This window comes from uncultured Sphingomonas sp. (genome assembly GCF_946477935.1).
In the GTDB taxonomy this organism is placed as follows: Bacteria; Pseudomonadota; Alphaproteobacteria; order Sphingomonadales; family Sphingomonadaceae; genus Sphingomonas.
This window is the reverse complement of sequence record NZ_CAMLAC010000255.1, coordinates 1-4,791: the sequence shown is the minus strand read 5'-3', so window position 1 is coordinate 4,791 and position 4,791 is coordinate 1. Positions and strand designations below refer to the sequence as shown.

Sequence of the window (4,791 nt, the reverse complement as noted above, 5' to 3'; positions counted from 1 at the left end):
ATCGGGGCGGGGGCGACGCAGGGTCGGCTGATGCTGGGGCGCGACGGGTTCTTTGATGGGCGCGCGTTCGATCCGGATGATGTGGCGGGGTATCTGAAGGGTTTGCCCTGACGCGCGGGGCGTCAGATTTTCGTTCGCGCGGAGGCGCGGAGGACGCGGAGATCATCGTCCAGCCGCTGCGGTTCGCACGTAGCGGGGGCTGGAGCAGGAGCACGAAGGATGCCTCCTGCGCGACACCTCTGCGTCCTCCGCGCCTCCGCGCGAACATCATTCCTTCTGCTTTTGAAGAAGCCCGGCACCAGGTGCACAGCAAGACGATAGCGGGCTGATCCGCCTCCTACGACGCCGTCGCGTTTTCATCGTACTCACCCTTCCGGCGGGAGACGGACAGGGGGAAATGCTGCGGTTGCGAAAGGGGGTTGCGCGGCGGAGGCGAATCAGGCACCTTTCATTCGTCCGGCAATGGCGTCGGGCACGAAATCACCACGTGATGCCGCCTCCAGCGTCGGGGGCGCCGCGTGACGGCGGAGCCGGCCTGGCCGATCCGTCACAACGGCAACGAAGCCGCCAGGATGCGCCAGCGATGGCCGCCGTCCTGGCGGCTTTTTCTTTGTCCTCCGCACATAGGGGAACGCGCATGGCGACGGCATATTGGAAGGACGGGACGGGGGAGCAGGCGGAGCAGGCGACGGGGGGCGGTAGCTTCTGGGCGAGCGGGCATGTGCCGACGCTGATCGCGGCGTTTCTGTATTTTGATCTGGCGTTCATGGTTTGGGTGCTGCTGGGGCCGCTGGCGCCGGAGATCGCCCGGTCGCTGATGCTGACGCCGGCGGAGAAGGGGCTGATGGTGGCGACGCCGACGCTGGCGGGGGCGATCCTGCGGGTGGTGAACGGCCTGCTGGTCGACCGGATCGGGCCGAAGCGCGCCGGGGCGATCAGCCAGGTGATCGTGATCGTCGGGTTGGCCATCGCCTGGGCCGCCGGGGTGACGAGCTTTGCCGGCACGCTGGCGCTGGGCGTGGTGCTGGGCTTTGCTGGCGCCAGCTTCGCGATCGCGCTGCCGCTGGCCAGCCGCTGGTATCCGCCCGAGCATCAGGGCAAGGCGATGGGGCTGGCCGGCATGGGCAATTCGGGCACCGTGCTGGCCGCGCTGTTCGCGCCGGCGCTGGCCGGGCTGTTCGGCTGGAACGCGGTGCTGGGCCTTGCCTGCATCCCGCTGTCGATCGTGCTGGTCGTCTATATGGTGATGGCCAAGGACGCGCCGAACGCGCCGGCGCCGCGCAGCCTGGTCGAATATATGAGCCCGTTGCGGCAGGCCGATGCGTGGTGGCTGATGGGCTTCTACGCGGTGACGTTCGGCGGGTTCGTGGGGCTGGCCGCAAGCCTGCCGATCTACTTCACCGACGCCTTCGGGCTGAGCACGGTGCAGGCCGGCTATGCGACCGCGGGATGCGTGTTCGCAGGGTCTCTGGTGCGGCCGATGGGCGGTGCGATGGCCGATGCGATCGGCGGCGTGAAGGCGCTGACCGGGGTGTTCGTGGTCGCGGCGTTGGCACTGGTCGGGGTGGCGCTGGCGGGCAGCTTCACCGCCGCGCTGGCGTGCTTCGTGCTGGGGATGCTGGCGCTGGGCACGGGCAATGGCGCGGTGTTCCAACTGGTGCCGCAGCGCTTCGCCGCGGAGATCGGCGTGATGACCGGACTGGTCGGCATGGCCGGCGGGGTAGGCGGCTTCTACCTCGCCTCGTCGCTGGGGCTGGCCAAGCAGATGACGGGCAGCTTCGCCCCCGGCTTCCTGATCTTCGCCGCGCTGGCGGTGGTGGCGCTTGCCGGGCTGACGGCGGTCAAGCGTGGCTGGCGGGCAAGCTGGGGCGCCGCCGCGGGCGTGCGGATCTGACCCACTTTTCCTGAGGATGGAAGCGATGGAATATTCTCCGATCATGGCCTCGCCCACCGAATTGCGCGAGCATCTAGTGGTCATCGGCAACGGCATGGCCGGGTGCCGGGCGGTCGAGGAAGTGCTGGCGCGCGATCCGAACCGTTACCGGGTGACGATCTTCGGTGCCGAGCCGCTGGTGAACTATAACCGGATCATGCTGTCGCCGGTGCTGGCGGGCGAGAAGACGTTCGACGAGATCGTCATCAACGGCGCCGACTGGTATGCGGACAACGCGATCACGCTGATCTCGGGCGATCCCGTCACCGCGATCGACCGGGAGGCACGCACCGTCACCTCGCAAGCGGGGGTGACGCTGGGCTATGACCGGCTGCTGATCGCGACCGGGTCCGATCCGTTCATCATTCCGGTGCCGGGCCGCGACCTGCCCGGCGTCATCAGCTTTCGCGACATGAAGGATGTCGATCACATGCTGGCGGCCGCCGCGCGCGGGGGCAGTGCGGTGGTGATCGGCGGGGGCTTGCTGGGGCTGGAGGCGGCGCACGGGCTTTCCCTGCGTGGCATGAAGGTGACGGTGCTGCACATCATGCCGACGCTGATGGAGCGGCAGTTGGACGAGGCGGCGGGCTGGCTGCTGAAACAGGCGCTGGAAGCGCGCGGGCAGACGGTGCTGACGGGAGCGGATACCGCCGCGATCCTGGGCGACAGTCATGTCACCGGCGTCGCGCTGAAGGACGGGACGGAAATCGCCGCCGACCTGGTGGTGATGGCGGTGGGTATCCGGCCGTGCACGGCGCTGGCACGCGCGGCGGGGCTGGAGGTGGGCCGCGGGATCAAGGTGGACGATCATATGGTCACGTCCGACCCGCGCGTGCTGGCGGTGGGCGAATGCGTCGAGCATGACGGGCAGGTCTACGGCCTGGTCGCGCCGCTGTGGGACATGTGCCGGGCGCTGGCCGATGGGCTGACCGATGCGCATAGCGGGTATCGGCCGTCCGCCACCTCCACCAAGCTGAAGGTGGCGGGGCTGGACGTGTTCTCGGCCGGCGACTTTTCGGGCGGTGACGGTGCGGAAGACATCGTGCTGCGCGATGCCGCGCGTGGCATCTACAAGCGCGTGGTGGTGCGCGGCGACCGGATCGTCGGCGCGGTGCTGTACGGCGATACCGCGGACGGGAACTGGTATTTCGACCTGTTGAAGCGGCAGGAAGACGTCGCCGACATTCGCGATGCGCTGATCTTCGGGCAAGCCTTCGCCTCCGGAGGTGGGCAGGCGGACCCTAAGGCGGCCGTTGCGGCGCTTTCCGACGATGCGGAAATCTGCGGCTGCAACGGCGTGACCAAGGGCAAGGTGGTCGCCTGCATCGCGGGCGGCGCGCACAGCGTGGATGCGGTGCGCGGCACCTGCAAGGCATCGGCAAGTTGCGGGTCTTGCACCAATATCGTCGAAAGCCTGCTGGCGCTGACATTGGGCGAGGGTGCGGTCGAGGCCGGCCCCAAGACGATGTGCAAGTGCACCAGCTTCGGCCATGACGATGTGCGGCGCGAGATCGTCGCGCAGGGGATGCGATCGATCCCCGAGGTGATGCAGAAGCTGCACTGGTCGACACCCGACGGCTGTTCGTCGTGCCGGCCGGCGCTGAACTATTATCTGCTCTGCGCGCTGCCGGGGGAATATAAGGACGACCAGCAGAGCCGCTTCGTCAACGAGCGGATGCATGCCAACATTCAGAAAGACGGCACCTATTCGGTGGTGCCGCGCATGTGGGGCGGGCTGACCAACCCCCGCGAGCTGCGTGCGATCGCCGATGTCGTCGAGAAATACGACGCGCCGATGGTCAAGGTGACGGGCGGGCAGCGGCTCGACATCTTCGGGATCAAGAAGGAGGATCTGCCCGCGGTGTGGGCGGACCTGAATGCCGCCGGGATGGTCAGCGGCCATGCGTACGGCAAGAGCTTGCGCACGGTGAAGACGTGCGTGGGCAGCGAATGGTGCCGGTTCGGGACGCAGGATTCGACCGGGTTCGGCGTCAAGATCGAACGCGCGACCTGGGGGTCGTGGATGCCGCACAAGTTCAAGATCGCGGTGTCGGGATGCCCGCGCAACTGCGCCGAGGCGACGATCAAGGATTTCGGCGTGGTGTGCGTCGACAGCGGCTATGAATGCCATGTCGGCGGCAATGGCGGGATCAAGGTGCGCGCCACCGACCTGCTGTGCAAGGTGGCGACCGAGGCGGAGGCGATGGAGATGTGCGCCGCCTTCATCCAGCTCTACCGCGAGGAGGCCCGCTATCTGGAGCGGACCGCGCCGTGGATCGAGCGGGTCGGGCTGGCCTATGTCCAGTCGCGGCTGCTGCCCGATGCGGAGGCGCGGGCCGAGCTGGCGGCGCGGTTCTTCCATTCGCAGAGCTTCTCGCAGGACGACCCCTGGGCGGCGCGGGTCGAGGGCGCCGAGCGCGAGATGCATGCGCCGATGGCGCGATTCACTCCTGTACCCCCCGTTCCGGCCCTGGAGGAAATGGCATGATTGGCGATTGGCTGGATATCGGCTGGGTCGATGAGATTCCGGTGCGTGGGAGCCGTACCGTGCAGGTTGAGGGTGGCGACGACATCGCCGTGTTCCGTACCGGCGAGGGCAAGGTCTTTGCGCTGCTCGACCGGTGTCCGCACAAGCATGGGCGATTGAGCCAGGGGATTGTGCATGGCGGGGCGGTGGCGTGCCCGCTGCACAACTGGCGGATTTCGCTCGCGACCGGCGAGGCGCTGGGCGAGGATCGGGGATGTACGCCGGTCGTGCCGGTGAAGCTTTCCGGGGGGCGGGTGTTGATCTGTCGGGCCGCTACCTTGAAGGCGGCGGCGTGATGTGCGCGCGTTTTCGCTCCCCTCCCCTTCAGGGG

General features: G+C 68.0%; 3 protein-coding genes. All 3 read left to right on the top strand.

Features of this window, described 5'->3' with window-relative positions; genetic code table 11:
• Positions 1-637: 637 nt before the first annotated feature.
• The 3 genes from Q0U08_RS17815 to nirD are packed head-to-tail and all read left to right on the top strand — an operon-like array spanning position 638 to position 4,756.
• Positions 638-1,894: a NarK/NasA family nitrate transporter gene (locus tag Q0U08_RS17815; protein WP_298092984.1), complete on the top strand. Its 1,257-nt coding sequence runs from the start codon at positions 638-640 to the stop codon at positions 1,892-1,894.
• Between the two features lie 43 nt (positions 1,895-1,937).
• Positions 1,938-4,421, top strand: a complete 2,484-nt coding sequence (nirB, locus tag Q0U08_RS17810) for a nitrite reductase large subunit NirB (protein ID WP_298092982.1) — start codon at positions 1,938-1,940, stop codon at positions 4,419-4,421.
• Entirely contained in the window at positions 4,418-4,756 is a 339-nt protein-coding gene (gene nirD / locus Q0U08_RS17805) for a nitrite reductase small subunit NirD (RefSeq protein ID WP_298092980.1), read from the top strand. Before nirB ends, nirD begins: the two co-directional genes overlap by 4 nt.
• The last annotated feature ends 35 nt before the right edge of the window (positions 4,757-4,791 follow it).

What these genes read in the sequence shown, in the direction of transcription:
- nirB (WP_298092982.1), top strand. Translation starts at nt 1,938, where the DNA reads ATGGCCTCGCCCACCGAATTGCGCGAGCATCTAGTGGTCATCGGCAAC.
- Q0U08_RS17815 (WP_298092984.1), top strand. Translation starts at nt 638, where the DNA reads ATGGCGACGGCATATTGGAAGGACGGGACGGGGGAGCAGGCGGAGCAG.
- nirD (WP_298092980.1), top strand. Translation starts at nt 4,418, where the DNA reads ATGATTGGCGATTGGCTGGATATCGGCTGGGTCGATGAGATTCCGGTG.